Below are 26,898 nucleotides of genomic sequence, written 5' to 3'. Positions count from 1 at the left end.
GACGTCGAGGTAACAAGCGGCGGCCGGGGCGTGATTCGTCCCGTGCGACCCCCATAGGATGAACGTCGTACGGTCAACACGATGTGACGGTGTCGGACGGACAGGACAACGGGGGAACGATGACCAGCCCGACCCAGGCCCCAGAGCGGGCCCAGGCCACCTACGAGCCGCACCCCTACATCGGGGGGCGCAACGCCGCGCTGCGTGCGCTCGCCGCGTGGCGGATGGAGTGGCCGGGCGCGCCCCGGGTCGTCATCCTGACCGGGAGCCCGGGTACCGGGTGTTCGCGGTTGCTCACGGGGTTCCTGATGCTCTGCGACCCGGAGTACCGCAAGGGGCTGGTGCTGGACGCCTTCGATCCGGCGACCGTGCCGCCGGATCTGCCCGCGCCCTCGGTGCCGAGCGTCGACGGGCTGACGGCGGCGCAGATCCTGTGGCTGCTCGCCGATCACTACGGGCTGTCCGTGACCCGCACCGCCGACATCTTCCCCGAACTCGGCCGGCTCGCCGCGTCCGGGCAGCCGGTGACGATCGTCGTGCCGGATGTGGACCGGGCCGGTCCCGTGCGAGGGGCGGGGGAGCCCGCGCGTGTGGTGCGGGACGTGCTGAAGCCCCTCGCCGCCGTCGAGTCCGTACGCCTTCTCGCCGACGTACCCCGGGAGTTCGCCGCCGAACTCGCCGAGAGCCTGCCGTCCGGAGCGGCCCGGATCATCGACCTCGACGCACCCGAGTGGGCCGACCCCGAAGGGCTCGTGCTCCAGGCAGAGGCGCTCCTCAACCCCCAATTCGGCGCCCCTCAGCTGCCGTTCACGACCGACCCCGACGCTCGAAGGGCGCTCGCCGAGGCGATCGCCCGGCACGCGGGCGACGGCGCGGGCAGCCGCCTGACCGCACACCTCGCCGTGCAGTCGATCCTGACGCACCCGGAAGGGTTCGACCCGGCCGATGCCGGCCAACTCCCCGGCAGCGTAGGCGAAGCGCTCGATCTGCACGCCCAGCGGCTCGGCGCCCACCCCCGCGCCCTGCGGCAGATCCTCGCGCCCCTCGCCCTCGCCGAGGGCGAAGGCCTGCCCGTGCACCTGGTGACCCCGCTGGCCTCCGCCGTCGCCGAGCGGGACATGAGCGAGGACATGGCACGGGGCATGCTGCTCGCCGCGCCCTTCATCCGTCCCGTCGAGAGGGCCGCCGAAGACATCCCCGAGGGCATCCCCGAGAACGAGCGGACGCTCGTAGCACTGCAACACCCGGGCATCGGCGAGGCCGTCCGGGCGGGCATCCCGGATGTGCCGGGCGCGCAGGCGCGTATCGCCATGGAGCTGCTGGAGGCCGTCCCCGACCAGGACTGGGCGAAGGCGGGGGAGTACGTACGCGACCGCATCGCGGGACACACCCTGGAGGCCGGACTGCTGCCCCGGCTCCTCACCGACCCCAACCTGTTCGCCCACGCCGATCCGGTGCTGCTGCGCGCCGCGGTGGAGACCCTGCCCTACGAGCAGTTGGATGCACCGGCGCGCACGTATCTGCGTACGGCCCCACTGCTCACCCGGACGCAAGCGCCCGCCATTCTGCGGGCGGCGTTCCTGGAGACCGCGTTCGTCGAGGACGGGCTGCCGGAGTACGCGGCGGTGTTGCGCGGGGCGCTGCCCGCGCTTCCCTGGCACACGTTGTGGAGTGTGTCGGTCGCCGGGGTCGACGGTGTGACGGTCGGCAGCCTGCCGGGGGAGCAGGGCCCGCTCGCGGTCGCCGTCAGCGTGGTTCCTCAAGGCACCCCGGGATCAAGCCCGTTGAAGGCCGACGACCCCGAGGCCCCCGCCGCACTCGTGCACGACCTCACCACCGGCGCCGTCATCGCTGCCGACCCGACCCGGATCCAGCGCCCCTCGGACGACGAGCGCGCCGCGGGCCCGCTCGGGTTCAGCCGTGGCTCCGACTACGTGCGCGTCTGGCGTCGTGGCGAGCAGAAGGACGACTCGAAGATCGTCACAGCTCTGGTGTCCGCCACACCCTTCACGGGTACCGACATGTCCCCCGACGGCGTTCTCCTTGTCGCCACGCAGGGTGGTGTGAAGGCGTTGCGGATCCGCCCGGCGATGCCCGATGCGCCCAATGCCCACCCGACCGCCTGACACCTGCCCGCCCGAAGCGAGCCGACTGTTCGAACCGTCAACTCGCCCTCAACGGCGCACGGTTCGCCGTGTTGCCGCGTCGGCCGGCCTCGGCTCCGGGGGAGCGCGGGGCTGAGCGGCTGCCTCCCCCACGGCGTGAAGCCGACGGCTGGGAGGGAGGCAGCGCGGGCACTCTCATGCCGGGTGCCAGTGGACCACCGTCGAGCTCACCGCGAGGGGCGTGTTCACTCGTTTGCCCGCAACGTCACCCCAATTGGGGTGCGGGGGTACGAGCGATCCGCTGCGTCGAGTGCGCAGCCCGTGACCTGTATGGGTCCGGTGCGCACGCCGGAGTCCGTGGAGGTCCCGGTCCGGGCCTGCGGGAGCTGACCCATGAGAGTGACGGGAGGCGGGGATCGGGCGGCCCACGATTGGCGCCGTGCGCGTTCATATGACTCAGTGTCAGCAATGGAGCGAGTGCGGAACAGGGAGAAGACATGGTCGGAAAGAGACCCCGATGGACGAATCGAAGACGGCTTTCGCTGATCTCGGCGGCCGTTCTGGTCCCGCTGGTGGTCGCCTCGGGACCGGTGTCCATCGAGCGTGCGGACGCCACCCCGCGCAGCGGCCCGGGCCCGTCCGGCTCGGCCGACCCGTCGCCCTCGGCCTCGGCGAGCCCCAAGCCCTCCGCATCGTCGAGTACGCCCGCGAGCTCCGAGACCGCCGTGAGCCCCAGTCCGCCCCCGAGTCCGCCCGCGCCGCCCTCCGGGACGGACTCGCGGCACGAGTTCCCCGCGTTCGGCGCCTATCTGGACTACGGGCCCCAGGGCATGACGCGTATGACGAAACTGTCGGGCTGGCTGGGCGGGGCCGATGTGCGCGTGGGGCACACCTACCTGCCCGGCGACAGGTGGAGCAACATCGAGGGCGCGCCGACGTTCCTCGACAGCTGGGCCAAGTGGCGCAGGGCGAGCGACGACAGGCTCTTCGTGCTCAACGTGCCCATGCTGGAGCGCAACGAGGCAGGACTGCCCGACGCGGAGGTGCGCACGCTGCTGCGGCGGGGCGCGGCCGGTGACTTCGACGCGCACTTCAAGGTCCTGGCCGAGCGCCTGGTCGATCTGAAGGTGCCGGACACCGTGGTGGTGCTCGGCTGGGAGATGAACGGCGTCACCTATACGCACCGCTGTGGCCCCGATCCCGCGGCGTGGAAGAAGTACTGGACGCGGATCGTCACGACGATGCGCGCCGTGCCGGGGCAGAGGTTCCGCTTCGACTTCACGCCGAGCCGCGGCCTGGACGCCGTGCCGTGGACCAAGTGCTACCCGGGCGACGACGTCGTCGACATCGTCGGGATGGACGCGTACGACCAGCCTGCGGGCAAGTCCTTCGACGAGCAGGTGTCCGAGCCCTACGGACTGCGGAAGCAGGTCGAGTTCGCCAAGGAGCACGGCAAGCCGATCTCCTATCCGGAGTGGGGACTGTTCCGCAACGGCGACAACCCCGAGTACATGCGGCGCATGCTCGCCTGGATGGACAAGTACAAGCCGCTCTACAACACCTTGACGGACTACTGCCCGCACGGTGTGTGGCAGTGCGACGAGAATCCGAAGGCGTCGAAGGTCTACCGGGCCACGCTGGCCGGACGTGACACGACAACCAAGCCGACCAGGCCGACCCCGCCGACCAAGCCGACGCGTCCGGCGAAGTGTCACCAGATCCCTCTGGGCGACTGGGTCGAGCGCTGGCTCGGTGGCACGGTGTGTGTCCGGTTCGACTGGTGGGAGCGGACTTCCTGAGACCGGCTCGATCGCAAGCGGCACAGCTGGCCAAACGGTGGCGGCCCGGTCTCTAGGCCCGGCCGCCACCGCGCTCTCTCCAGGCGGCCCGCGCCAGCTTCGCGGCGGAGCGGGCGCGGATGCCGGCGACGAGCGCGGCCAACTGGGGTGCGGAGCTCGGGCGCGCCAACAGGAGCCGCTGGTTGCGGAGTTGCTCGGGACGCCAGTGCATCTTGTACGGCTCGGTGCCGCGCAGCAGGCTCAGGACCTGGGCCCGTGGAGCGTCCCGCAGGTGCTCGGTGCACGAGCGCAGCAGCATCGTGGACACGTCGATCTTGCGCTCCCTCAACAGAGGGTGGGCGCCGTAGAGATAGCCGCCCGCGAGCCGTGGTGACACGAAGGTCAGGTCGGCCGCCACGACGCGGTCGTCCAGGGTGAACTCCGTGACCACCGCGTCGCCCGCCTCCGCCATGTGGGTGGCCGAGCGGGACAGGTGCTCGGCGAAGCGCGGCTTCACGTGCTCGGTCGTCACCCCGCGGCCCTGCCACTGCAGTTGGTGGAGTGCGAGCAGTCGATGCACAGCGGGGCCGACCTGCGCGGCAGGAACGACCCGGCGTTCGATCCCGCTGGCGTCCAGCTTGCGCATCTTGGCCCGTGCCCGCTGCGCCGTGGGCCGCGGCAGTCGCCGCACCAGCTCGTCCATCGGCAGGGCGGGCAGCTCCAGGCATGCCGAGTCGTCGAAACGGCGCCGCGGGCCCGGCCAGTTGTCGTGCAGCGTTCGCAGCGCACTGCCCGGCCTGACCTCTCGGAGGTCGATGGCCGCCCCCCTGGCCAGCCTCCACAGCCCCGTGCCCAGCCCCGTGACCGCGCACCCGCCCGATCCGGCGTCCCCGTCGTCGACGAGTACGTCGCCGAAGTCGGAGATCCCCGCCCCGAGCGGCGTCAGCACCGGGAAAGGACGCAGTCGCAGCATCAGCGGGGCGGCCGCGACAAGCCTGCCCTCCCGGCGGACCAGCACGACGCGAAGCCGGCCCGAGCGGCCGTAGGAGAGCCACCACGAGTGTAGCCAGGCATGGCTCTGGAAAGGGGTCGCGGTCGGTGAGGACCGGTACAGGCGGTCCCACTCCCCGCGCAGGGACTCGAACTCGGCGGTGCCCGTGCACACCGTGACGACAGGCTCGCCCCCGGCTCGATTCATCAGGCGCCACCTCGCATCCCGGCCGCTGCGGCGGGTGCCGGAACCGAGGCCGCCCCGGGCTCGCGGCGTGGGCGGACCAGCAACGCGAGCCCGCCCAGCAGTCCGCCCGCGCATCCGCCCACGAGCGTGGTCAGCGCGGTGGACGGCGTCGAGGGCTCCGTCGGTTGCGCGGCCTTGGTGAAGCGCAGGAGTTTCACGTGTGTGTCGGACTTGGCGTGGCTCGCGCTGCTGGTGAGGGCGCGGGCGACGGCGTCAGCCATCTTCTTGGCCCGGGCGGGCTCGGCCGCCGACGCCGACAGAGCGACCATGGGGGCGTCGGGCGACGTCTCGGCACGCACCTGCGACTTCAGGGCCTGGACCGATACGCCCGCGGTGTCCTGGGCGTCGGCCAGCACCGCGACCTGTGTGGCCACCCGGCTGTACGCCTGGGCGAAGCCCAGCGCGGACATCGGGTCGGACTTCTTCGTGGGTACGGCGATCACATAGCTCGTCGCCGTGTACTGCGGCGTGCTCACCGCGCCGTACACACCACCGGCGAGCGCACCGACCACGATGGCCGCGGGTAGGGGCCACCACCGCGGCAGCTTCCCCGTGGCGGGGCCGATACGGGCGAACCGTGCGCGGGAGGCGTCGGTGTCCGGTGCGGTTGCGGTTGCGGTTTTCACGTCATCACTCCTGGTGTCGGTGCGCCCAGGGCCGTCGCGTACACCTCGTGGTGCAGGGCGGCGCTGCCGGCGATGCTGTAGTGGAGAGCGGCCTGCGACGGCGACCTGGGGCCTGCCGACTCGGCGCGGGTTCTGGTGACTTCACGGACGAACGCGGAGGGAGCACAGGGGAGGCGGGCGGCGTGGGCCCCGATCCCCGCAGGCAGGTCGTCGACCGCGGGGCAGCTGACGTAGAGCACGGGCAGCCCGCTGGCCTGCGCCTCCACCACGGCCAGGCCGAACGCCTCGTCGGCGGACGGTGAGGCCAGCACGTCCATCGCGGACATCAGGGCCGGCAGGTCGATCACGGCCCCGGGCGGGCCGATGCCCGTGGCCGTGTGCGGGCGCTCCCCGGCGAGGACGACCCGGTCGGACACGTCGGCCCGACGCGCCGCCCGGCGCAGGACCTGCTCCTCGGGCCCGGTGCCGACAAGCAGCAGGCGTACGTCGCCGGGCAGGTCGCGCAGCGCGTCGATCAGTACGTCGAACCGCTTGCCCGCGACCAGCCGCCCGACACCGCCGATCACGAACGCGTCGGCGGGCAGGCCGAGTTCGCGGCGCGTGGCGGCGCGTGCCGCGGCGTCGAAGGCGAAGCGAGGGACGTCGACGCCGTTCGGCACCACGTGCACGCGGTGTGGCGCCACGCCCCACCGGCGCAGCCGCTCGGCCACCGCGGGCGAGACGGCGATCGTCGCCCTGCCCAGCCGCTCGCCCGCCAGATACAGGGCCCGCACCCCCGGGGTGAGCGCGCGGCCCTCGATCTGCTCGTCGCCCAGGGAGTGCTCCGTGGCGACGACCGCCCGCACACCCGCCATCCGCGCGGCGACGCGGCCGTACAGACAGGCCCGGTAGAGGTGGGTGTGGACGAGGTCGTAGCGCCCGTCACGGACGAACCGCACGAGGCGGGGCAGCGCCCGCGCGTCCCGGTTGCCCGCCATACCGAGGTGGGCGACACGCACGCCGTCCTGGCGCAGTCCGGTGGCGACCTGCCCCGGATTGGTCAGGGTGAGCACGTCGTGAGTGCCCGGCAAATGGCGTACGAGCAGGCGCAGTTGCTGTTCAGCGCCGCCGGCTCCCAGGCCGGTGATGATGTGCAGGGCCTTCACCGGGCCCCCTCCGCGACTTCCCATGAATGTCTTCGTCCGGGGCGGATCCGGCGCTTGAGTTCGAGGCGCCACGGGGTGTCGCGCTGTCCGACGAACACCCGGGGCAGGGCGTGGATGCCGGCCAGCGGGCCCGGGGAGACGGCGCAGCCGTAGCGGTAGCCCGCGAGGCGGACCGCCTCCACCACCTGCCGGTCGAGGCTTCCGTAGGGGTAGCAGAAGCCGTGCACCGGGCCGCCGGTGAGCTCGGCGAGCCGCGCCCTGCTCTGCTGGATCTCGGCCCGGCGCGCCGTCTCGTCGACGCCGGTGAGGTCCACGTGCATGAGGCCGTGCGACCCGATCTCCATGCCGGCCGCCGCGACCGTCCTGATTCCCTGCGCGGTCAGCAGGGGCTTGCGCGGACCTTCGGCGTCCCACGCGTTGTCCCCGCCGAGCCGACCGGCGAGGACGAACACCGTGGCCGTGCACCCGTAGTGCTTCAGCATCGGCAGGGCGTTCTCGAGGAAGTCCGTGTAGCCGTCGTCGAAGCTCAGGCCGACCAGACCGCGTCCGGCTCCGCGCCTGCGGGCGTCGAGGAGCTCCGTGACGCCGACCCCCCGCAGCCCGCGCGAGCGCAGCCAGCTCAGCTGCTGCCGCAGGCGCTCGGGGGTGACGGTGACGTTGTACGGGTCGTCGGGGGAGTCGTCCACGGAGTGGTACATCGCCACCCATGGAGACCTGCCGGGCAGCAGGCCCCCCGGGCGGGATCCACAGGGTCCCTGGAACGCTGATTCATCGAGCATGGCGGAGCTTTCTGGTCGCGAGGCGGACGGCGGGCGAAAACGCCTGGACCTTCAGGGCCCACAGCAGGAGGCCGAACACGGCCCCGATGGCCAGGCAACCGGCGGCGAGGGAGCCCAGCGGTTGCTCGATCCGGGCCGCGCACAGCAGCCCGGCGGCCGTGGCGGTCACCGCCGCGAGCAGCGTCTTGGCGAGTTCGAGCAGCACCACGGGAAGCCGTACGGGCACACTGCGCCTGCCCATGGCCGTCAGGAGCAGCAGGGCGGTGAACGTGATGCCCAGAGCGTTCGCGGACGCGATGCCGCTGACGCCCCAGACGCCGACGGCCCAGATCCCGGCGACGGCCGTGAGGATCATGCCGGCGGCCATCGAGGCCACCGGGTACCAGGTGGGACGGCCGGCGGAGAAGTAGGAGCGCACCAGCGCCCCGACGAGGCAGTGCCCGAGCAGGCCGAGGGAGTAGACCCGCATGACGGCCGCGGTGGACGCGGTGTCCTCGGCCGTGAACGCGCCGTGCTGGAAGAGGAGTTGGACGATCTGCGGGGCGCAGGTGAACACCACGGCGGCGCCGGACAGGACGATGCAGGCCGCCAGCGCGACATCACGTTCGACGCGGTCCCGTGCCTGCTCGATGTCTCCCCGCGCCAGGGCCTTCGCCACGACGGGGAAGGTGACGGTGCACAGCATGAGGGAGAGCACCATCGGCAACTGTGCGATCTTCTGCGCGTAGTTGAGCTGGGAGATGGCTCCGGACGGCAGGGAAGAGGCGAGGAAGCGCTCGATGAAGACCTGCGACTGCCGGCACAGCGCGAACAGCAGCACGACAGCGATCATGGCCAGGTTCATCGACCGTCGGCTCGGCGCAGGGGCAGCTGCCTCGCCTTCCCCGACCGTGCGGGGGCGTGGGGCCGCGCGCTTCAGGCGCCGCCACAGCGAAGGCGCCTGCACGAGCACCATCAGACAGCCCCCCACGGCCACACCCGCGGCCGCGGCGCGCACGCCCCAGCGGTCGGCCAGCACCAGAAGGGTGGCGATGATGCCCGTGTTGTAGGCGATGTAGATGGCAGCCGGTGGCAGGAAGCTGCCGTGGGCGCGCAGCGCGGCACTGCAGTACCCGGTGAGCCCGAAGGTCAGCACACATGTCGCGGTCAATCGCGTGCAGTCGACGGCGAGTTGCGGATCGGGCAGACCGGGGGCGAGCAGCGCGACCAGGGGCCGCGCACCGACCATCAGGAGCGTGGAGCACGCCATGAAGGCCAGTGCGAGGCGGGGCAGCGAACCGGCCACCAGGGCCCGCACCGGGTCCTGTGCCCGAGGCCGCGGTCCGGCCGCGGCGCGTGCGGCGATCGCGGCACTGAAGGCGGGGACGAGCATGAAGGCGAGTCCGTCCTCGATGAGCAGCGTCGATGCCACCTCGGGGACGGTCCACGCCACGAGGAAGGCGTCCGTCTGGGGGCCCGCACCGAAGAGCTGGGCCAGCGCCTGGTCGCGTCCCAGGCCGAGCAGCGCCCCGGCGGCCGAGAGGCCGGCGGTCAACAGGGCGAAGCGGGCCAGGAAAGTGGTGGACGCGCGGTGCTCGTCACCACCGTGGCCGAATTCGTCATGAGCCGGCTGCTGGGCCGGCACCACGGGGGAGAGCAGGGCCTTGTCCCGGCCGGCGGGCAGAGCGCGTTTCATCGCCCGCCCGCCGTCCCGGACGCCGCCGGGGACAGGGCCCACCAAGCGGCCAGACCGAACACGACGGCGGTCAGCATCGTGGACGGGCCTCCGATGTCCGAGTAGACGAAATCGACCATCTGCCAGGTGAGCAGGCCGCAGCCGATGAGCGCGCAGTCGAGGCGGTCACCGCGTTGGTGTGTGGCGGCGAGTCGCCGCACGCCGCACACCAACAGCGCGGCCCAGGACCCCACTACGGCGCACAGGCCGAGCAGTCCCTGCTCGCTCAGCAGCAGCAGGTACATGTTGTGCGGCGACAGCAGCGGCTGGCGGTGGTACTCCGCTCCGGCACCGGCCACGTCGCTTCCGGCGGACAGGGCGATCGAGGCGTGACTGTCGCGGTAGGCGGGGAAGTTCTTGAGCCCGACCCCGGTGGCCGGGTGCTCCTGCCACATGTCGATCGCCGCCGCCCACATCGTGTACCGGTCCGTGACGGACTGGTCCGGTGCCGCGGTGACCTGCGTGATGCTGCTCAGGCGCTCCTCCAGCATCGACGTCCCCACGCCGAACCCGCCGACGAGGACGACCCCCGCGGCGAGCGCGACGGCGAGCAGCCGGGCGGCGCGGCGCAGTCCGCCGAGCACGATCTGCAGGACGCAGACCACGGCGGTGGCGATCCAGGCCCCGCGGCTGAAGGAGAGCGCCAGCGGAACCACGAGTGCCAGTGCGCAGAGGCGGGCGGCGATCCGTACGCGCGGTGTCTCTCCGCCGAGGGACAGGGCCACCGCGCAGACCAGCCCGTACGCGACCACGGTGGACATGCCCATCACATCCGACGCGCCGAACGTGCCGACGGCCCGGATGTCCTGTCCCGCGTACGAGGCGCCCGTCCCGGTCAGGTACTGGTGGACACCGATCGCGCCCTGCCACAGCGCGAGGGCCACCAGCGCCCAGGCGACCAGCCGGAAGTGGTCCCGGTCGCGCATCATCAGCAGCACGGCGGCCGGGACGAGGACGAGGATCTGGTAGTAACGTGCCGCCCCCTCCAGGGCGTTCGCCGCCGAGCCCGCTCCGAGGGCGGCCACCGCGACGGCGACGACGGGCAATCCCAGCACGATGAATCCGGTGCGGGTCAGCGGGCGCTCCTGGTTGCGCGCGAGCCGTAGGGCGCAGAAGACGACGACGAGGCCGGAGACGGCGTCGGCCGGCGTGCCCCCGCCGCCCTCGCTCGCGCCGATCGGCAGGGCGAGCATGCCGACCAGGAGCAGGGCCGGGAGCACGGGACCGGCGCGGCGCACACCCCGCCACCCTGTGGTCAGGGGGCTGGTGCGCGGGCCGGTGACGGCGGGGAGAACGGTCACGTCGTCAGCTCCCCGTCGGCCGGAAGAATTCGCCGGCTGTGCGCAGCAGGATGGTGATGTCCCGCCACAGCGACCAGTCGGCGATGTACGCGTTGTCGTACCGGCAGCGGTCCTCGATGGACGTGTCGCCGCGCAGCCCGTTGATCTGGGCAAGACCGGTGATCCCGGTCGGCATGCGGTGCCGTTCGTCGTAACCTGGGTGGGCTTCGGTGAACTGCCTGACGAAGTAGGGGCGTTCGGGGCGCGGGCCGACCAGACTCATGTCGCCGCGGAAGACGTTCCACAGCTGGAGCAGCTCGTCGAGCGAGGTGCGGCGCAGGAAGCGGCAGAACCACGGCATGTGGTGGTCGCCTGCGACGCTCCAGCGCGTCGCGGACTCGAGGGGGTCGGCGGGGCGGTGGGTGCGGAACTTGAGCAGGGTGAACGGTCGGCCGTCCTTGCCGATGCGCTCCTGTCGGAAGACGACGCCGGGCCCCTCGCTGACGCGCAGCCACAGTGCGCACGTCGCCAGCAGCGGGCCGGCCAGCACCAGCAACAGCGCGGAGACGACCACGTCCAGCGCCCGCTTGCCGGGGCGGAGCGGGAGGCGCGGGCCCACGAGGGGGCGGCAGCGGAACCCCGCCAGGTACCGGACCGGCTCGCGCAGCTGAGGTACGTACGGTGATGGATCCGGGTCCAACTCCCAGAGCTCGCAGCGCATTTCGGCCAGGGCGCGCAGCCATGACCGGTGCTGCGGGGCGCCGGCGCTGCCCAGCAGGAGCGCCCGCCGGACGTCGTTCTGGATCACCGCGCGCCGCAGGTCCTCCACAGTCGTCAGTAGTGGCAGGGCGGACGTCGCACCGTCCTGCCGCCGCGGCACGGCGCCGTCACCGACGATGCCCACGACACGGATCCCGCTCGCCGGGTGCCGCTGCAGCGCGGAGGCGACGCGGGAGGCGGCCGGCTCAGGGCCCACCAGAAGAGCAGTGCACGGACGGCGCACCAGGGCGATCCGTCGCCGCCAGTGGACAAGACCCCGCCCCAGCAGGGTGAGGACGACCTGGGTGGCGCAACCCAGGAGCAGGTCCTGCCCCGAAATCCGCTGGAGGAGGGACAGGGGCACGCACACGGCCGTGAGGACGCACCACGCGGCCGTGACACGAGCGACGACCGGCGGGCAGTCGTCGAGCATGTGCTGTTCGTGGGCGAGCCGATAGAGACCGGCGCTGCCGAGCAGGACGAGGACGAGCAGGACGAACCCGGCCAACAGTGAAGGGTGTTGCGCGAGCGGAGCGAGGACCACCGCGCCGAGCAACGCGGCCGTACCGTCCGTCGCGATCAGGATCACGCGGTACGGGCCCGCGGGCGGTCCACCTGCCGGAGTGATCCTTCTGCTGTCCGGGGCCCGCTGCGTGATGAGTACGGCGGAGGCACCCGTGTCGTCCTCGGCGAGCTGTCGGGCGGGCGAAGAGACGGCTCGTTCCCGGCTCACGTCGCGATCGGCACTTTGCACTCGATGGTCTCCAGCCCCAGAAGTTCTCGGTACACGTCCGCGACCGCCGTGGCGGTGCGCCGGACGTCGTGATGCGCGCGTACGTGCCGGCAGGAGGCCCGGCCCAGCGCGCGCAGGCCCTCGGCGTCCCGCAGCAGACCCACCAACGCCCCAGCCAGGGCCGGGGGATCGTCCGGCGCGGTCAGGCACCGGGCCGCCAGGTGGGGCGGCAGGCTCTCGCGGGCGCCGCCCACATCGGTGGCGAGCACCGGGCTCCCGCAGGCCATGGCCTCCAGGGGAGCGAGTGCCATGCCCTCCCAGCGGGACGGCAGCACCACCAGGTCCGCGGCCCGGTACCAGCGGACCGGATCGTCGAGCGCCCCCGTGAAGGTGGCCGAGGCGGGCGCCGCAGCACGCAGCCGCGCCGCCTCCGGCCCGTCCCCCACGAGGACGAGACGAGCTCCCGGCACCGCTCGGCGCACCTGGGGCCACGCCGCGAGGAGGACGTCCTGGCCCTTCTGCCGGCACAGCCGTCCCACGCACACGACGAGCGGCCCGTCCGGGGCAGGGCTGGGGAGGTCCCGGCCGGTCGGCCCTTCCGGGTGGAAGCGGTCCAGGTCCACCCCGTTGGGGACGAGTCGCCATTCCCCTTCGATCCCGTGACTCCTGCCGGTGTGCTGCTCGGCCTCGCTGACGCAGAGCAGCCGGGACGCCCAGCGCGCGCCGCGCCGCTCCCACCTGAGGGCCAGTCGTGCGCCGACGCCGTCGACGGCCTCGAAGGACCAGGCGTGCGGCTGGAAGACGGTGGGGACGCGTCCGCGCACCACGAGCCGGGTGACCAGACCGGCCTTGGCGCTGTGGGCGTGGATGACATCGGGACGTACCCGCGACACCACCTCGGCGAGTCGACGCCCCTCGCCGAGCAGGCCCGCGCCCGGGGACCTGGAGGCCTCCCATGCCAGGACCTCTGCGCCGAGGCCGGCCATGCTGTGTCGCAGGCCGCCGGAGGTGGGGCAGGCCACGGATACGGTCATGCCCGCTGCCCGTTGCATGCGCGCGAGGTCCGCCACCACGCGCGCCACTCCGCCGTCGGCGGGCTGTGTCACGTGGAGTACATGCGGCGGGACGGATGCAGAAGTCACATGCATTGCCACCTACTTTTCGGACGGTGTCGTGCGGCGCAGGAAACGGCCTTTCGAATGGGGCACGGCCTGCTTCCCTTTCAGGGATGAGTGGACGCTCTGCGGCGTCAAGGGGGGAATTGAGAAAGTCGTACTTTCTCGTCGACTTCCGCAGTGGATGTTGCCTCGAACGAGGCACTCGTGTAGGTGCCGGAATGTGACTTCACTTAATACACCATTGTGTCGGACTTGTGAAAACCCCACTCGCCGCGTCGTGGCGCTTCGTGTGGTGGCTCAATGACTGAGCGGGCTCCTTCCTTGACGGGTCTTCAACTTGCGAGACAGTTCGTCGATTGCGCTTACGTCGGACGCCTGTTCTGGTCGAAGGGTGTGGTGTGTGGCATGTTCACGGCCGCTTTCCGGGAGGTCTCGGTAGGCGTATTTCCTGCGTACGCCGGTTGACGAGTTTCGCCGCCTGCACGGTTATGTTGGTGTTGTGAACATCAAGAACATCTTGAAACACCAATCTCCGGTGCGCTTCAGTGACCGAATGCGGGTTCGGCCTTCTCGCCCTGTTGAGGGGTTCCTGACCAGACGTGGCGCGGGCCTGGTCCTCTTCGGATCCGTCTGCAGCGCTGTCGCCGTTCTCCGGGTTCGACCGCTGGAGCGGGACGATTCGGAGCCTGGGCCCGAGGCGTTCGACGAGACGCACAGGGGTCGGCGGATCGCCGGCGCCCGGCTGCCCGGGTCTGGGGCAGCGGGGGCGGGCGCGTGGCAAGTCACCGTCGACGGCCGCCCGTTGCACCTCATGCGCCGTGCCGACGGCACCTATCTGAGCATGGTCGACCACTACATGGCCTGCCCTACACCGCTTGCCGCTGCCAAGGGGGCTGTGGCAGAGCTCGGCGACCAGCAACTGCGGTCCCACGGCCAGGAGATGTGAGGCCCATGGTGCACACACGTCAGAACCAGCGCACGCTCACCAAGGCGCAGAAACGACGTTTTGTGGACGCGGTGCTCGCCGTCAAACGCTCGGGTCGCTACGACGAGTTCGTGCGGATGCACATCGACTTCTACGTGGGGGACGGGGACGGCGGGCTGCGGGTGGCGCACATGACCCCGTCGTTCTTCCCCTGGCACCGCAAGTTCCTGCTGGAGTTCGAGAGGGCCCTCCAGCGGGTGGACCCGGGTGTCACGGTTCCCTACTGGGACTGGACCGTGGACCGCACGCCGGCCGTCTCGCTGTGGGCGGACGACTTCCTCGGGGGCAACGGCCGACGCTCCGATCGCCGGGTGACGTCGGGGCCCTTCGCGCATCACCACGGACACTGGAAGATCAGGGCGGCCGTGACGGACGGCGACTTCCTGATGCGGGACTTCGGTCGGCCGAAGTCCCCGGTCGGCCTGCCGAGCAAGGCGGATCTCGCGGACGCCATGAACCAGTCGGAGTACGACGTGGAGCCGTGGAACTCGCTGTCGACCCGCGGCTTTCGCAACAGACTCGAGGGCTGGCCCGTCCGGCGCGGCGACCGCACGTGGTTCAACCACAATCTGGTGCACCGCTGGGTGGGCGGCCACATGCTCGGCGCCGGTTCGGTGAACGACCCCGTCTTCTGGCTCCACCACTCCTTCGTCGACCTGTGCTGGTCGCGGTGGCGGCAGCGTCGCCCGAAGGCGGCCCGCTACCTTCCCGCGCAAGCGCCCGCACTCGGGGAGGCGCAGCGCGGCCGCGTACTGGCCCTGGGAGACACCATGCCGCCGTGGGACACCCCGCTGCGCGACATGCTCGAACACAAGTCGCTGTACCGGTACGAGTGAGTGCCGGTACGTACGAGGGCCCCCGGCACGGTGTGCCGGGGGCCCTCGTCAGGGGCGAGCGAGCGTCAGCCGCCGTAGCCGCCGTCACCCTTGTCACCCTCGTCGCCGTTGGCGCAGGTGTTGCCGAAGGCCGGGTTGAGTGCGCCGATGACGTTCACGGTGTTGCCGCAGACGTTGACCGGGACGTGGACCGGAACCTGGATCAGGTTGCCCGACAGCACGCCGGGCGAGTTGGCGGCTGCGCCCTGGGCACCCGCGTCAGCCATGGCCAGACCAGCGCCACTGAGCACCACGGCGCCCGTGCCGACAGCCACAGCGGCTGCCTTCGCGATGCGAGACATCACGTTCTCCTTTTGTGCAGGTGCGGCCGCGTGGTCGCAGCCGTCGGCTCATTCAACGGCGTGACCCATGTGGAGACACGGCTGATACACGGATACGTCCGGAAAAGGGTAAGGATTGAGCCCCAACAGGCGAGCGGGCACCCGGCATTCGGCAGCGTCCGACGGGCCCGTGCCGGAACCGATCAAGAGCCCGGCGGATGCCGGATCGTTGAGACAGCGCCGCGTCCGCGGCAGAGGAGAGCGCACATGAAGGTGGTCTGCGTCGGCGGAGGGCCCGGGTCCTTGTACCTGGCCATCCTCCTGAAGCTGCAAGGTCGCGGCCGGGACATCACCGTGTACGAGAAGAACCACGCGGGGTCGACCTACGGATGGGGTGTCACCTACTGGCCGGACTTCCTCACCCGCCTCGCGGCGCACGACGAGGTGACCGCGCGTGCCATCGAGGAACATTCGGTCCGTTGGAGCGACGGCGTGGCGCACGTCCGCGACCGCATCACCACCCACCACGGCGACGAGGGCTTCGCGATCGGCCGCCACCGCCTGCTGGAGATCCTCGCCAAGCGGGCGGACTCACTCGGTGTCGACGTCCGCTTCGGCCGACCGGCCCCGCAGCTCCATGCCGAGCTCGAAGGCGACGTGATCGTGGCGGGGGACGGCGCACGGAGCACACTGCGCGATCAGCACGCACAACACTTCGGCACCCGGACCGGCTTGGGGCACAACCGGTTCATCTGGCTCGGCACCACCCGGGTGTTCCACTCCTTCACCTTCGCCTTCGTGGAGACCGGCCACGGATGGGTCTGGTGCTACGCCTACGGCTTCGACGGTACGCACAGCACCTGCATCGTCGAATGCTCGCCCGAGACCTGGGCGGGCCTAGGACTCGACGTCAGGGAGCGGGCCGACGCCCTGAAACTCCTCGAAAGTCTCTTCGCGGACGTGCTGCGAGGACATCCGCTCATCGGCCGCACCGACACCGACGGACCGTCGCAGTGGCAGCAGTTCCGTACCGTGACCAACCGTGTCTGGTCCCGCGGCAACCTGGTCCTGCTGGGCGACGCCGCCCACACCACGCACTACTCCATCGGCGCCGGCACGACCCTGGCGATGCAGGACGCCATGGCACTGGCCCGCGCCCTGCGGGAGCCCGACCCGCTCCCGGCGGCGCTCGTGCGCTACGAACGGGAACGTCGGCGCGAGTTGCTGCCCCTGCAGAGCGCGGCCCGGCACAGCGCGAACTGGTACGAGAACCTGACGCGCTACATCCACCTGGAACCCCACCAGATGTTCACCCTGCTCGGGCAGCGTCATTCCCCCCTGCTCCCTCACGTCCCGCCCCAGCTCTACTACCGTGTCGACCGGGCGGTGGAACATACGCAGGCCCTGCGCTCGATGAAGCGCTGGCTCGGCCCCCGCGTCGCGCGCATGCTCCAGAACAAGTGACCTCGGGCGGGTCCTCGCGAGAAGCGCCCCACTCACCGTGGCTCGCCCCGCAGCGGCCGCCCCGGAAGCGCATCGGCCCGCAGCGCGCCGTCCGAGACCACCGGCACCCCCGCCACGTACAGATGCCGGACCCCGCGCGACGGGCGTGTGGGGTCGGCGTACGTGGCGGTGTCGGTCACCGTGGACGGGTCAAGGGCCACTAGGTCGGCGTCGGCGCCGACGGCGAGGTGGCCCTTGGCGCGGGCGGCCGGTGCCACGTCGTCGAGGATGCGTGCCGGGAGGTAGGAGCAGCGGCGGAAGGCCTCCAGCCAGGACCAGGCTCCGGATTCGCGCACCATCAGGCGCAGCGTCTTGGTGAAGGTTCCGGCGGTACGAGGGTGAGTCGTGCCGCCGGGAGGCAGGGGCCAGTGGGTGCTGTCGTGGCTGCCGTCCGGCCAGAAGACCGGCATCGCGTCGCTGGCGACGACGGCGTCGGGGAAGGCGAGTGCCTGCCGCATCAGGGTCAGGTCGCGCGGGTCGTCCTCGTCGAGGAACTCCAGGAGGCAGGGCGCGCCCGGGTCCTGGGCCCGCAACTGCTTCAGGCGGGCCGCGTCCGCGATCCGCTCCCCGGTTTCGACCATGATGACGCTGCTGGGGCCCAGGCCCTTCAGACGCAGCCGCGCCGGGTCGATGAAGGCGGCGCCGACGGCCGTGCTGCCCGCGCCGTACGGGTAGGCCTCCACCGTGACACGGGAGCCCTCCTGCCGTGACTTCTCAAGGGTGTTGAGGACTCGGTCGATGTGCCGGCCCGAGGTGCTGTTGACGTGGCAGTGGTGCATCGCCGCGCCGGTCTCGGCCGCCGCGATCGCGATCTCCGCGGAGCCGTCGACGGGGGTCGCCGGATCCATTTCGACCAGTTCCCGTACGTGCGTGAACGTGGGCACTCCGGCCTTCGCGGCGAGCCGTGCCACCGCCAGGAACTCGGCGGGCTCGGTGGTCGGCGCGTACCCCATCAGGACGCCGATCCCGAGCGCGCCCGCGGACAGTTCGTCCTCCAGTAGAGACAGCCAGGTAGCCAACTCGCGTGGGGACGAGGACCGTTGCCAGCGCGCGTCGCCCAGCACGGCCAGGCTGGACGCGATCCGGGCATCGGGGGCGATGCCGGCGAGTACCTGCGCCCGCGCGCCGCCCCAGGAGGCGGAGAAGCCGAAATGGAGTGGGCGGCCCGCTGCGGCGGCCTCGGCGTAGGCCCGCTCCACCGGCATCAGCCCGGCCTCCAGGTCGAGCGCCGTGGTCACGCCGTCCAACGCCTGCAACCGGTGCCCGGCGACGGAGTGGACGTGGCTGTGCAGGTCGACGAAGCCGGGACCGACGACGAGTCCGGTGGCATCGACCGACTCCGTGCCGGGCGGTGGTGCGAGATCGGTGCCGACAGCGGCGATCTTTCCGTCGGCCACGAGCACGTCGGCCGCCCCGTCGAACCCGCCGGCCGGATCGATGACGCGACCGCCCCGCAACAGTGTCCGCATACCCGTCTCCTCTTGAACGATCGGTCCGGTTCTCCTCGGACATGCTGACCGGTGCGAGCCGTACCGAACCTCACCTCGCACAACTCCACAGAGACTCAAGGGAGTTATGTGGCCCCCGAGGTGTCGAAGATCTGGTGACCGGGCCGGATGACGGGTACATTCGACTGCTCAAACAGCTTGTCTCATGCATCTGCGCCAACGGGGGTTGGGCTCACGATGACGTGCCACACGGCCTCGCTGGGCCGCCATGAAGTCCGGCTGCTGCTGTGGCTGCACGAGCAGTGCGGCCGGCAGGCCGACGTGCCGGTGCCGACCGGCGGGTTCGGGCGGCAGAAGAACATGCCCGCGCTGGGCGTCGCCGCTCTCATCGAGGCGCTCCAGGAGCGCGGTCTCGTACGCGTCCACGAGGACGGCGAACGTCCGCCACCGGACGCGGAGTTGACCACCGCGGGCCTCGCACAGGCGGAACAGCTGGTCGCCGATCTGGAGAACCCGGACGCGGTCCGGCGCTACACCGAGAACGCCCTGATCATGTGGGCGTACGAGGAGAACCGGTCCGGGCGCCGCCCGCGCCTCAAGGAGTTCTTCATCGCCGAGCAGTCGTCGTTCCACGGCCAGGTGCTCGGCCAGGGTGTCGTCGAGGGCAGCGCCGCGTATCTGCGGCAGGCCAGGCTGCTCACGCTCGACGGGGACGCGATCACGGCCCGCGTCGAGCTGACCGACCGCGGGCGGACCTGTGCGACCAGCGGCGGAGGCGACGTATCGGCGTACGTGGCCCACGAACCGGCGCCGGCGGGGCTCACCATCGGGTCGGTCACCGGCAACGTCAACGTCCTGTACGGAACCATCGAGACGTTCAACCAGGAGACCGGACTCAGCCTGGACCCCGAGCAGATACGCCAACTCATCCAAGCCGACCGCGACTTGGAGGACCGTCCGGGCGGACCGCCGCCGAGCCCCGAGGCACGTACTCTCGCGGCCCGCATCCGTGAGCAGTTGGCGACGGCACCCAACTCTGTAGCGGCACAAGCCCTGTTGCAGACCATCGGACCGGCCCTGACCAGAGTGCTCGGCGGCTGAGGCACGGACTGAAGGAGGACGCGCGTGAGCAGACTCTACGGCCGGGACGTCCTCCTCGACGATCTGGTGCCACGCCTCGTGGGCTACCCGCGCAAGAAGGAGCACGGGGAGAGGGAACAGGTGCACAGGGACGATCCGCCCGCGCTGCTCCTGACCGGCCCGCACGGCCGTGGCCGCACCGCGGTCCTCGACGCGTTGTACCGCTCGTACAGCGCCCGCGTTCCGGTGGCCGAGGTGGACTGCGCGCAGGGCGCCGGATCCGGCGAGGGGTTGGTCGGCAACACCTCGCAGGGCGCCGACTTCCTGATCGACGCCGCGTGCGGGCTCTGTTCCCAAGTCGCAGGGGAGCGCAAGCTGTTGCAGCTGCCGCGGCTGTGGACCGGGCTCGTCGCCGTCTGCGCCTGGCGGTTCGGTGACCCGGGGGAGCAGGAGGCCGCCCAGGACCGTATGGGGCGGCTGCTCATCGGGTGCGGCCTGGAGGCCGCGGGTTCCGCCGTCGCGGACAGCTGGGTACGGGACGTCAACCACCGCCTGCCGAACGTCGTCGCCCGGGAGGAGCTCCAGCCGGTCGTGGACGCCTCGGTGGAGCTGTTCACCGAGCGGTACCTGACGAAGAAGGCGAAGAAGGGGCAGGCCGACGAGGTGCGGGCCTTCTACGCCGGACGGCCCGGGACCCGCCGCGACGAGTCGCCCCTGGTCGCGCACTCCCGCGCCTTCCACCAGGGCGGCGACCTGCGCGAGCTGGCCGAGGCATCCCTGGCCGTGGCGCTCCTGGAGGACCTGCGGGCCCGCTACGACACCCGCTGGATGCGCTTTAACCGGCCGCCGCGGCCGCTGCTCCTGCTCGACAACGTACAGACGCCGCCGGGCGGCCGCCTCATGGACCAGATCCTCACCCACCGGGTGAAGCGGACCGGCGACCCGCTGATCGTGGTGGCCGCCGCACGCGGCAGCGCCCGCCGCCGCTCGCTGCCCGACGCGACACACCTCACCCTGGAACAGGTCACCGGCGGGGCGGCCGACTGGCAGCGACCGGAGACCGGGACACCTTCGGCCGGCCTCATCGCCGTCGAACTGCCGCGACTCGAACGGCACGACATCGTCACCATGCTCAGCGACGCCGCCCCTTCGCTGCGCGGTGAACTGCCGCGCGTGGTACGCCGGTTCACGCGGGGCTCGCCGCTGGGATGCGGGCTCCTGACCGAGGCGGTGCGGGCCGACCCGAACAGCGCGGCCACACCGGGGCTCGACGTCGGCGCGCTGCAACTGAACGGTCAGTCGGTGACCCGGCAGATCGCGGTGCGGCTCGTGCCCGACCCGGAGCTGCGCCGCAATCTGACCCTGTTCTCCGTGGCACGGGACAGCGCCGCGGCGCGCGCCCTGGCCGCCGCGTACCTGCCCGCGGCCCCGGACCGCGCGGCGGTGGAGACCGCCCGGAGCCATCTGCGCGCCGAGCACGGTGCGCAGGCGCCGAGGCCGTTCGTCACCGACCCGTTCCTGCGGGCCGTCCTCGTCCTCGAACTGCGCCGCCGGCGGGCCCGGCCCACGCCGACGACCCCCAGCTGGAACGGCCTCCACGAACTGCTCCGCCTCCATCACGAGCGGGCCCGACAGGACATCGACGCCCTGCACCACGCGCTCGCGGGCGGCAACGCCGGACACGTGGTGGCGAGCCTGTACGAGCGGTTCGCGCGACCGGGCGGGGCCGAGCAGTGGCTGCGCGACCTGTGGCAGGTGGCGACGGCGCCCCATCCGCCGGATGCCCGCTGGGCCAGGAACTGCTGGGACAAGGCCAGCGGAAAGAGCGGCACGGAGCCCGCCGGGGACGATGTGCTGCGCTCCGTGCACCGCCTCCTGCACGCGGTGTGGCTGGCAGCCGACCCGCTGACTGCGCCGGACGACAAACTCTGCGAGCGGATCCGGTTCGACCTCGAACTCCTGTCGGGCCGTCATGTCACCGGCGCGGGCACGCTGTTCGACGCCGCACAGGAGTGGCACGACGACCTGCGCGAGCTGCGCACCCCCGCCTCCGCCCGTCCGGCGCTCGGCCCCGAAGGGAGCCACGGTGAGCTTCACTGACATCTTCGTCCGCCCTTTCGTCAGGGGGCGCCCGCTCCGGCGCGGTGAGCGGATCCTGGGCCGGTGGATCGCGGGGTTCGTGGCCCTCGTCCTCGTAGGCGCAACCGCGTGGATCGTCGTGCCGATCGTCACCGGGAGCGACTGCCGGGACGGACTGGAGGAGAAGGGCGGCGAATGCGTCGGCCTCGTGGACGCGACGGTCCGGGCGCCGGTGTTCAAGCCCGGCGAGGACGGCCCGGACAAGGAGGTCGCCGGGCTGGTCGAGCGCATCGCGCGGGAGAACGACCGGGTGCGGCTCCTCTGGGAGGACCCCAAGGCCGCCGCCGACAAGAAGCCGTACGTGAAGGTGGCGCTGCTGCTCCCGTTCAACACCTCGAAGTCCGGGGCGATGACCGCCCCGCTCCTGAAGCGAAGCCTCGCGGGCGCCTATGCCGCGCAGCGCGACGCCAACACGTCGAGCAACAGCGTCAACTTCCAGATGCTGCTCGGCAACATCGGCGCCGATCTCGACCTGTGGTCCTCCGCCGTGGACGCGGCGGCCGAGCTGACCGGCAGCGGGAAGCAGAAGGAGGGCGACTCCCCGCTGGTGGGCGTGATGGGACTGCCCAACAGTGAGAAGGACTCGCAGGACGCGGCGACCGCCCTGGCCGACAAGAACATCCCCGCGGTCAGCGGTGTCCTCAGCTCTCCGAACATCAAGGCCCGCACGTTCTACAAGACGGCCCCCAACAACCGGAACTCCGTGCTGGCCCTCGCCCACTACCTCAAGGGCCACCCGGGCAACGGCAAGGGCTTCCTCGTGTGGGACTCGCGCACCGACGACGACTACGTCACCAACACCAAGGCGGAGCTCCTCAAGACCTTCGGCACGAAGTACCAGCTGACGGTCCGGGACCGCTCGTACATCGGCACCATGGGCCCCTACGAGGGTGCGCCCGCCGCCATGGCGCCCGCCGCGTCACGGCTGTGCCAGTCGGGTGCGGACACGGTGTTCGTCGCAGGCCGGGACTGGGACCTTCCGGAGCTGGTGGACGCGATCGCCAAGGACGCCGACTGCCAGGCCCGCAAGGACAAGGCCGAGCACCCCATCCGGGTCCTCCGTGTCTCCACCGGACTCACCTCGCGGCTCACCGGCGAGGACATGAAGAAGTCGATGGCGGAGGCCAATGTCGTCACGCTCAACGCCGCCCCCACGGACAACCGTTCGTGGAGCCGGGGGCAGGACGCACCCGGGCAGTACCGGACCTTCGCCACCACCATGGCCGAGGACGCGGGCGTCAAGGGGACCGACCTGGACGACGGCTACGCGATCATGCACTACGACGCCCTCCAGGTCCTCATCAAGGGCGTCACCCAGTTCACGAACGACGAGGACAACAAGGGCCAACTGCCCACCAAGTACGACGTCGACAGCAACATCAGCAACATGAAGGTGGGCACCGACGGCGACTGCGGCGACTGTGTACGGGGCGCCAGCGGCGACTTCGGGTACACCTCGGAGAACGACAACTGGCCCGTCTGCAAGATCGTCCCGGTCATCGAGTACCCCCGGTCGAAGGGTTACAGCCCGCCGAATCCGTTCCGGACCAGCCCGGGCAAGGGAGGCTCCTGCCCGGCCTGACCCGGGGCGCCCGGCGGCTCGCGCGCGACGCACGACGGCGCGGACGTGGCGCGGATGCTCTGGTCAGCGGGGCCAGGGCCGGCCCGTGCGCTGCTCGATGTCGGTGTTGAACCGTTCGAGATCCTCGATGAACCGCCGCAGCCGGTCCTCGGGCCAGTCGCCGAGGATGTCGGTGAGTCCGGTGGTGATGGCGTCCCGGTCCGTACGCAGCCGCTCGCGTCCCTCGTCGGTGATCCGGAGCTGCCGGGCGATGCTGCCTCCCGGGTCCAGGGTCCGTTCCACGAGAGCGTCGCGCAGCAGTGCGGTGGTCTGCCGGGTGAGGGTGGAGGGGGTCAGGCCGAAGGCTTCGACGAGGTCGGGGACGGACATCGGCCCCTGCGCCTCCAGGCGACTGAGCAGGACGTAGGCGCTGCGGTCGAGGGCGTTGTGGTCGAGGCGGGCGCGGCGCGGAGATGTCATCTCCAAGTGCCGGGTCAGGATGAGCAGTTCGCGCTCGATACGGCCGCCAGCTTGTCGTGCGTCCACGCAGTCCTCCCAGGGGTGCGAATAGCCGTGACCTCGTCGTGTGCGCACGCCCGGACCGCCCTGGCGCGCACGCCTGCGCACTTGTCTGTTCCCCCTGTTCCCCCCCCGTCTGTTCCCCCGTCTGTTCATCCGTCGTACCCGGTACGCGATTGAAGCACCCCGCATGGTTGTGCGCCATACACATGAAGTGCATCATGCATAGACGGTGCATGATGCACTTTTATTGAACGGTGCACCGCGCCCTGCCGCCGCCTCCACCCCACGAGGAGACGCACCATGAACGACCAGCCACCCGTCCGCCTGCCGCTGTCCGGCGACACCCCGCTCGAACCGCCCGCTGTCTGGGAGGAGTTGCGCGCCCGGTGCCCCGTCGCCCACGCCACCCTGCCCAGCGGTGACACGGCCGTCTACCTGACCCGGTACGACGATGTCCGGGGCCTGCTCTCCGACCCCCGGTTCGTCCGACCCGCCGAGCAGGACAACGCCGCGAGGATGGCACCCGAAGGTGCCGGAGGGGCCGCCGCCACCGGAAGCTCCGCCATCGCGACCCCCAACCGCGGTGAACCGCACGTGCGTTGGCGGCGTCAGGTGGGCCGATACTTCACCGCCAAGCGGATGACCGCCCTGCGCCCCGCCATGACCCGCCTCGCCGAGAGCCTCGTGGACACCATGCTCGCCGACGGCGCCCCCGCCGACCTGCGGGCGAGCCTCGGCTTCCCCTTCCCCGTCTACGTCATCTGCGACCTGCTCGGAGTGCCCGCGGAGGACCGGGACCGCTTCTCCGGCTGGTCCGACAGCTTCCTCAGCGTCACCCGCTACAGTGGCGACGAAATCCGCGCCGCCCAGGCCGAGTTCGTCGCCTACATGTCCGCACACATCGCCGCCAAGCGCGCGGAACCGGCCGATGACCTCCTCAGCGTCCTCATCACGCAGAGCGAGGAGGCGGGCGGCGCGGGCAGCGAGGTCGAGGGAGGCGGACTCAGCGACGAGGAACTCGTCTCCACGGGTATGGGCCTGCTCGTCGCCGGCCACGAGACCACCGCCAACTCGATCGGCAAGATGGTCTCCCTGCTGCTCGACGACCGAGCCCGCTGGGAGCGGCTGCTGGCCGATCCCTCGCTGGTGCGCACCGCCGTCGAGGAGTCCCTGCGCTTCGACAGCAACCTCGGCTTCGGGCTGCGCCGTTACCTCGGAGAGGACGCCGAGATCGGCGGACAGGTCGTCCCGGCGGGCAGCACGGTCGTGTGCAGCATGCCGGCCGCCAACCGCGACGAACGCGCCTTCACCGGCGCCGCCGCCATGGATCTCGCCCGCACCCCCAACCCCCACCTCACCTTCGGCGTGGGACCGCACTCGTGCCTCGGCCAGGCGCTGGCCCGCACCGAACTCCAGGTCGTCCTGGAGACCCTGCTCACCCGCGTACCCACCCTTCGCCTCGCTGTCCCAGCCGCCGAACTTCGCAAGACGGAAGGCCTCCTCGTCGGCGGCCTGAGCGAAGTCCCCGTCAGCTGGTGACCCGCGGCCCCTCGGACCTGTAGAGGAGACGGACCATGAAACTCACCGTCGACCAGGACAAGTGCTGCGGCGCGGGCGCCTGCGTCCTGTCCGCGCCGGAGGTCTTCGACCAGCGGGACGAGGACGGCGTCGTGACCCTCCTGACCGCGGAACCCGCCTCGGCGCACGATGCGGCTGTGCGGGAGGCGGCGGCCATGTGTCCTACGGGGGCGATCGGTGTGTGCGGGTAGGCACGATGGTGGAGCCTGGCTTGCGGTCGGCTCCGGTGGTGGGGTCAGCCGACAGACGTACGGCCAAGTAGCCCTGGAGTCTGACGTGTTGAGGAAACCCAGGGCCTAGCTTCGACCGCATGGACCCCAGACATCGCAGAGCCACTATGGCCACCCTGCTCACCCTGACCCTGTCGGCGCCGCTCTTGGGCGCGACACCGGCGGGCGCCACACCGGCCGTCTCCGTCGACGCCGCGCCGATCGTGGCCCAAGCTCCGTACAGCAGCGGGTTGGAACTGCCGTCCCCCACCGGCCCGCACCCCGTGGGCCGCCGCACCCTGCACTTGGTGGACCGTCACCGCACCGACCCATGGGTGCCGGCGGCCGGTCACCGGGAGCTGATGGTGACGGTGTCCTATCCAGCCCGCGCAGCTCGCGGAACACGGGCGACGTACATGACCGATGACGAGGCGCGGCTCCTCTTGGAGGAGAGGGGGCTCGGCGGCGTCGTGCCGCCCGAGACGGTCGCCGACGCGCGTACTCATGCGTACGTGGGCGCTCGTCCGGCGCGAGGGCGTTTCCCCATGGTGCTGCTCGACCCTGGCTTCTCGATGCCGCGCACCACCCTCACCTCGATCGCCGACGATCTCGCGAGTCGCGGCTATGTCGTCGCCTCGGTGGACCACGCCTACGAATCCGTCGGCACCGCCTTCCCGGGAGGCCGGACGCTGACCTGCGTGGCCTGTGCACGGGCCGACACCGTGGAGGAGCGGGCGGCCGTTGTGGGCGGCCGGGTCAAGGACATGTCCTTCGTGATCAGCGAGTTGACCAACGGCCGACAGGCCGGGGAGCTGTCCCATGTGATCGACCGGAGCCGGATCGGGATCGGCGGGCATTCGATCGGCGGCGCGACCGCGGCGGCCACGATGGCCGCCGACCGTCGTGTGCGGGCGGGAGTCGACCTGGACGGTGACTTCTTTCTGCACCCTGCCGCGGCGGGGCTCGGTGGGCGTCCGTTCATGATGCTCGGCGCGGAGTCCACCCACAGCCCCAGCAGCGGGACAACCGACTGGCCTGAGGCGTGGAGTCATCTGAACGGCTGGAAACGCTGGCTGACCGTTGCAGGCGCCGAACACTTCTCTTTCACGGATCTGCCGTACCTCGCGGGCCAGTTGGGCCTGTCGGACCCTGCCGTACCACTGTCCGGAGAACGCGGGTGGCGCATCACCCGCGACTACGTGTCAGCCTTCTTCGACCTTCACTTGCGGGGGATACCGCAACCGCTCCTCGACGGCCCCGGGGCCACGCATCCTGAGGTCGCGTTCCAGCCGTGATCTGGCGCCCTTGAGTTGCCGCGTCGCCGAGGGCGGCGCTCGCCGGGCCGAAGCCCGCAAGCCGACGAGCCCGGAGGACAAGGCGGCGTACAGGCACGCCTCCGACGGCACCGACGCGGATCATCACGTGAGTACGGTCAGTGGCAAG

At 71.3% G+C, this 26,898-nt stretch carries 22 protein-coding genes; 11 read left to right on the top strand and 11 right to left on the bottom strand.

All coding sequences use genetic code 11. The annotated features are described in order from the left end of the window. Nucleotides 1-119 precede the first annotated feature (119 nt). On the top strand, nt 120-2,126 hold the full coding sequence (locus tag ACFYWS_RS23955; protein ID WP_389279911.1) for an ATP-binding protein: 2,007 nt from the start codon (nt 120-122) through the stop codon (nt 2,124-2,126). A gap of 476 nt (nt 2,127-2,602) precedes the next feature. Next, complete coding sequence (locus ACFYWS_RS23950; RefSeq protein WP_389279909.1) at nt 2,603-3,904, top strand: glycoside hydrolase family 26 protein; 1,302 nt, start codon at nt 2,603-2,605, stop codon at nt 3,902-3,904. 52 nt (nt 3,905-3,956) lie between these two features. On the opposite strand, the gene ACFYWS_RS23945 is transcribed toward ACFYWS_RS23950, so the two are convergent. The 8 genes from ACFYWS_RS23945 to ACFYWS_RS23910 all read right to left on the bottom strand — a co-directional run bounded on the left by ACFYWS_RS23945 (nt 3,957) and on the right by ACFYWS_RS23910 (nt 13,304). After that, on the bottom strand, nt 3,957-5,081 hold the full coding sequence (locus ACFYWS_RS23945; RefSeq protein WP_389279907.1) for a GNAT family N-acetyltransferase: 1,125 nt from the start codon (nt 5,079-5,081) through the stop codon (nt 3,957-3,959). Beyond that, nucleotides 5,081-5,746 carry a lipopolysaccharide biosynthesis protein gene (locus ACFYWS_RS23940; RefSeq protein WP_389279905.1) on the bottom strand — a complete coding sequence of 222 codons (666 nt, stop codon included), beginning with the start codon at nt 5,744-5,746 and terminating at the stop codon, nt 5,081-5,083. Before ACFYWS_RS23940 ends, ACFYWS_RS23945 begins: the two co-directional genes overlap by 1 nt. Then, nucleotides 5,743-6,891 carry a glycosyltransferase gene (locus ACFYWS_RS23935; RefSeq protein ID WP_389279903.1) on the bottom strand — a complete coding sequence of 383 codons (1,149 nt, stop codon included), beginning with the start codon at nt 6,889-6,891 and terminating at the stop codon, nt 5,743-5,745. The genes ACFYWS_RS23940 and ACFYWS_RS23935 overlap by 4 nt, the downstream gene beginning before the upstream one ends. Next, nucleotides 6,888-7,589 carry a polysaccharide deacetylase family protein gene (locus tag ACFYWS_RS23930; protein WP_389280542.1) on the bottom strand — a complete coding sequence of 234 codons (702 nt, stop codon included), beginning with the start codon at nt 7,587-7,589 and terminating at the stop codon, nt 6,888-6,890. Before ACFYWS_RS23930 ends, ACFYWS_RS23935 begins: the two co-directional genes overlap by 4 nt. A 70-nt stretch (nt 7,590-7,659) precedes the next feature. After that, a complete protein-coding gene (murJ, locus tag ACFYWS_RS23925) occupies nt 7,660-9,345 on the bottom strand; it encodes a murein biosynthesis integral membrane protein MurJ (RefSeq protein WP_389279901.1) in 1,686 nt (561 codons plus the stop codon). Continuing rightward, a complete protein-coding gene (locus tag ACFYWS_RS23920) occupies nt 9,342-10,685 on the bottom strand; it encodes an O-antigen ligase family protein (RefSeq protein ID WP_389279899.1) in 1,344 nt (447 codons plus the stop codon). The genes murJ and ACFYWS_RS23920 overlap by 4 nt, the downstream gene beginning before the upstream one ends. A 4-nt stretch (nt 10,686-10,689) precedes the next feature. Continuing rightward, nucleotides 10,690-12,156, bottom strand: coding sequence for an exopolysaccharide biosynthesis polyprenyl glycosylphosphotransferase (locus ACFYWS_RS23915; protein ID WP_389279897.1), 1,467 nt, complete (start codon nt 12,154-12,156; stop codon nt 10,690-10,692). Further along, on the bottom strand, nt 12,153-13,304 hold the full coding sequence (locus ACFYWS_RS23910) for a glycosyltransferase family 4 protein (protein ID WP_389279895.1): 1,152 nt from the start codon (nt 13,302-13,304) through the stop codon (nt 12,153-12,155). The genes ACFYWS_RS23915 and ACFYWS_RS23910 overlap by 4 nt, the downstream gene beginning before the upstream one ends. A gap of 469 nt (nt 13,305-13,773) precedes the next feature. On the opposite strand from ACFYWS_RS23910, the gene ACFYWS_RS23905 reads away from it, so the two are divergent. After that, nucleotides 13,774-14,220 carry a tyrosinase family oxidase copper chaperone gene (locus tag ACFYWS_RS23905; RefSeq protein WP_389279893.1) on the top strand — a complete coding sequence of 149 codons (447 nt, stop codon included), beginning with the start codon at nt 13,774-13,776 and terminating at the stop codon, nt 14,218-14,220. Nucleotides 14,221-14,225: 5 nt separating this feature from the next. Continuing rightward, complete coding sequence (locus ACFYWS_RS23900; protein ID WP_389279891.1) at nt 14,226-15,095, top strand: tyrosinase family protein; 870 nt, start codon at nt 14,226-14,228, stop codon at nt 15,093-15,095. A 65-nt stretch (nt 15,096-15,160) separates the two neighbouring features. On the opposite strand, the gene ACFYWS_RS23895 is transcribed toward ACFYWS_RS23900, so the two are convergent. Further along, nucleotides 15,161-15,436 carry a chaplin gene (locus ACFYWS_RS23895; RefSeq protein ID WP_389279889.1) on the bottom strand — a complete coding sequence of 92 codons (276 nt, stop codon included), beginning with the start codon at nt 15,434-15,436 and terminating at the stop codon, nt 15,161-15,163. Nucleotides 15,437-15,682: 246 nt separating this feature from the next. Here ACFYWS_RS23895 and ACFYWS_RS23890 point away from each other — a divergent pair, with 246 nt between their 5' ends. Next, on the top strand, nt 15,683-16,879 hold the full coding sequence (locus ACFYWS_RS23890; RefSeq protein WP_389279887.1) for an FAD-dependent monooxygenase: 1,197 nt from the start codon (nt 15,683-15,685) through the stop codon (nt 16,877-16,879). A gap of 32 nt (nt 16,880-16,911) precedes the next feature. Here ACFYWS_RS23890 and ACFYWS_RS23885 read toward each other — a convergent pair whose 3' ends face one another. Beyond that, nucleotides 16,912-18,387, bottom strand: coding sequence for an amidohydrolase family protein (locus tag ACFYWS_RS23885; protein ID WP_389279885.1), 1,476 nt, complete (start codon nt 18,385-18,387; stop codon nt 16,912-16,914). 216 nt (nt 18,388-18,603) lie between these two features. On the opposite strand from ACFYWS_RS23885, the gene ACFYWS_RS23880 reads away from it, so the two are divergent. The 3 genes from ACFYWS_RS23880 to ACFYWS_RS23870 are packed head-to-tail and all read left to right on the top strand — an operon-like array spanning nt 18,604 to nt 23,167. After that, a complete protein-coding gene (locus ACFYWS_RS23880) occupies nt 18,604-19,467 on the top strand; it encodes a hypothetical protein (RefSeq protein WP_389279883.1) in 864 nt (287 codons plus the stop codon). A gap of 24 nt (nt 19,468-19,491) precedes the next feature. Further along, on the top strand, nt 19,492-21,546 hold the full coding sequence (locus tag ACFYWS_RS23875; RefSeq protein WP_389279881.1) for an ATP-binding protein: 2,055 nt from the start codon (nt 19,492-19,494) through the stop codon (nt 21,544-21,546). Next, nucleotides 21,533-23,167, top strand: coding sequence for a hypothetical protein (locus ACFYWS_RS23870; protein ID WP_389279879.1), 1,635 nt, complete (start codon nt 21,533-21,535; stop codon nt 23,165-23,167). The genes ACFYWS_RS23875 and ACFYWS_RS23870 overlap by 14 nt, the downstream gene beginning before the upstream one ends. Before the next feature lie 63 nt (nt 23,168-23,230). Here the strand turns inward: ACFYWS_RS23870 and ACFYWS_RS23865 are convergent, their stop codons facing one another. After that, nucleotides 23,231-23,692 (bottom strand): MarR family winged helix-turn-helix transcriptional regulator, encoded by a 462-nt coding sequence (locus tag ACFYWS_RS23865; protein WP_389279877.1) that lies wholly within the window; start codon nt 23,690-23,692, stop codon nt 23,231-23,233. 276 nt (nt 23,693-23,968) lie between these two features. Here ACFYWS_RS23865 and ACFYWS_RS23860 point away from each other — a divergent pair, with 276 nt between their 5' ends. The 3 genes from ACFYWS_RS23860 to ACFYWS_RS23850 all read left to right on the top strand — a co-directional run bounded on the left by ACFYWS_RS23860 (nt 23,969) and on the right by ACFYWS_RS23850 (nt 26,750). Continuing rightward, complete coding sequence (locus ACFYWS_RS23860) at nt 23,969-25,207, top strand: cytochrome P450 (protein ID WP_389279875.1); 1,239 nt, start codon at nt 23,969-23,971, stop codon at nt 25,205-25,207. A gap of 35 nt (nt 25,208-25,242) precedes the next feature. Next, nucleotides 25,243-25,437: a ferredoxin gene (locus ACFYWS_RS23855; protein ID WP_389279873.1), complete on the top strand. Its 195-nt coding sequence runs from the start codon at nt 25,243-25,245 to the stop codon at nt 25,435-25,437. Nucleotides 25,438-25,556: 119 nt separating this feature from the next. Next, nucleotides 25,557-26,750, top strand: a complete 1,194-nt coding sequence (locus ACFYWS_RS23850; RefSeq protein ID WP_389279871.1) for an alpha/beta hydrolase family protein — start codon at nt 25,557-25,559, stop codon at nt 26,748-26,750. Nucleotides 26,751-26,898 lie beyond the last annotated feature (148 nt).

The sequence above is a fragment of the Streptomyces sp. NPDC002795 genome (genome assembly GCF_042888725.1).
GTDB lineage: Bacteria > Actinomycetota > Actinomycetes > Streptomycetales > Streptomycetaceae > Streptomyces.
The sequence above is the reverse complement of the archived record's forward strand: the minus strand, read 5'-3'. Positions and strand labels throughout refer to the sequence as shown.

What these genes read in the sequence shown, in the direction of transcription:
- ACFYWS_RS23885 (WP_389279885.1), bottom strand. Translation starts at nt 18,387, where the DNA reads ATGCGGACACTGTTGCGGGGCGGTCGCGTCATCGATCCGGCCGGCGGG.
- ACFYWS_RS23900 (WP_389279891.1), top strand. Translation starts at nt 14,226, where the DNA reads ATGGTGCACACACGTCAGAACCAGCGCACGCTCACCAAGGCGCAGAAA.
- ACFYWS_RS23890 (WP_389279887.1), top strand. Translation starts at nt 15,683, where the DNA reads ATGAAGGTGGTCTGCGTCGGCGGAGGGCCCGGGTCCTTGTACCTGGCC.
- ACFYWS_RS23860 (WP_389279875.1), top strand. Translation starts at nt 23,969, where the DNA reads ATGAACGACCAGCCACCCGTCCGCCTGCCGCTGTCCGGCGACACCCCG.
- ACFYWS_RS23955 (WP_389279911.1), top strand. Translation starts at nt 120, where the DNA reads ATGACCAGCCCGACCCAGGCCCCAGAGCGGGCCCAGGCCACCTACGAG.
- ACFYWS_RS23895 (WP_389279889.1), bottom strand. Translation starts at nt 15,436, where the DNA reads ATGTCTCGCATCGCGAAGGCAGCCGCTGTGGCTGTCGGCACGGGCGCC.
- ACFYWS_RS23950 (WP_389279909.1), top strand. Translation starts at nt 2,603, where the DNA reads ATGGTCGGAAAGAGACCCCGATGGACGAATCGAAGACGGCTTTCGCTG.
- ACFYWS_RS23850 (WP_389279871.1), top strand. Translation starts at nt 25,557, where the DNA reads ATGGACCCCAGACATCGCAGAGCCACTATGGCCACCCTGCTCACCCTG.
- ACFYWS_RS23855 (WP_389279873.1), top strand. Translation starts at nt 25,243, where the DNA reads ATGAAACTCACCGTCGACCAGGACAAGTGCTGCGGCGCGGGCGCCTGC.
- ACFYWS_RS23880 (WP_389279883.1), top strand. Translation starts at nt 18,604, where the DNA reads ATGACGTGCCACACGGCCTCGCTGGGCCGCCATGAAGTCCGGCTGCTG.
- ACFYWS_RS23930 (WP_389280542.1), bottom strand. Translation starts at nt 7,589, where the DNA reads ATGTACCACTCCGTGGACGACTCCCCCGACGACCCGTACAACGTCACC.
- ACFYWS_RS23945 (WP_389279907.1), bottom strand. Translation starts at nt 5,081, where the DNA reads ATGAATCGAGCCGGGGGCGAGCCTGTCGTCACGGTGTGCACGGGCACC.
- ACFYWS_RS23910 (WP_389279895.1), bottom strand. Translation starts at nt 13,304, where the DNA reads ATGCATGTGACTTCTGCATCCGTCCCGCCGCATGTACTCCACGTGACA.
- murJ (WP_389279901.1), bottom strand. Translation starts at nt 9,345, where the DNA reads ATGAAACGCGCTCTGCCCGCCGGCCGGGACAAGGCCCTGCTCTCCCCC.